Origin of the sequence: Mesorhizobium sp. M1A.T.Ca.IN.004.03.1.1, from assembly GCF_003997555.1 — a bacterium.
GTDB lineage: Bacteria > Pseudomonadota > Alphaproteobacteria > Rhizobiales > Rhizobiaceae > Mesorhizobium.
Genome location: NZ_RZTV01000357.1, coordinates 1 through 270 on the forward strand (window position 1 = coordinate 1; position 270 = coordinate 270).

At 65.6% G+C, this 270-nt stretch carries 1 pseudogene; it reads left to right on the plus strand.

Annotation, left to right across the window (positions count from 1 at the left end):
* A pseudogene (locus tag EOD29_RS31960) lies at nucleotides 1–270 on the plus strand (sensor histidine kinase); the annotation flags it as partial.

Here is a 270-nt window from a genome sequence, read left to right on the forward strand (position 1 = left end):
AGACAGCCGAAGGCCTGGGCGATAGTCTGGCGCATGCCAGGCTCCGGAGCTGGGGCGCCGTCGCCGCCCTCACGGCGACCTTTTTCCTTGTTCTCTCCGTTCTGGTGTTCCGGGGTAGCCGCACGATCGAGGCGCAGCGCAAGGATCTCAAAGAACGGGTCACCGAACTGTCTGCGCTGCTGGCGGAAAACCGCGGACTTCAGCGGCGCCTGCAGCGCGCCTCCCAGCGTGCGGCAGCGCTGAACGAAACATACTTGCGCAGCATCGGTG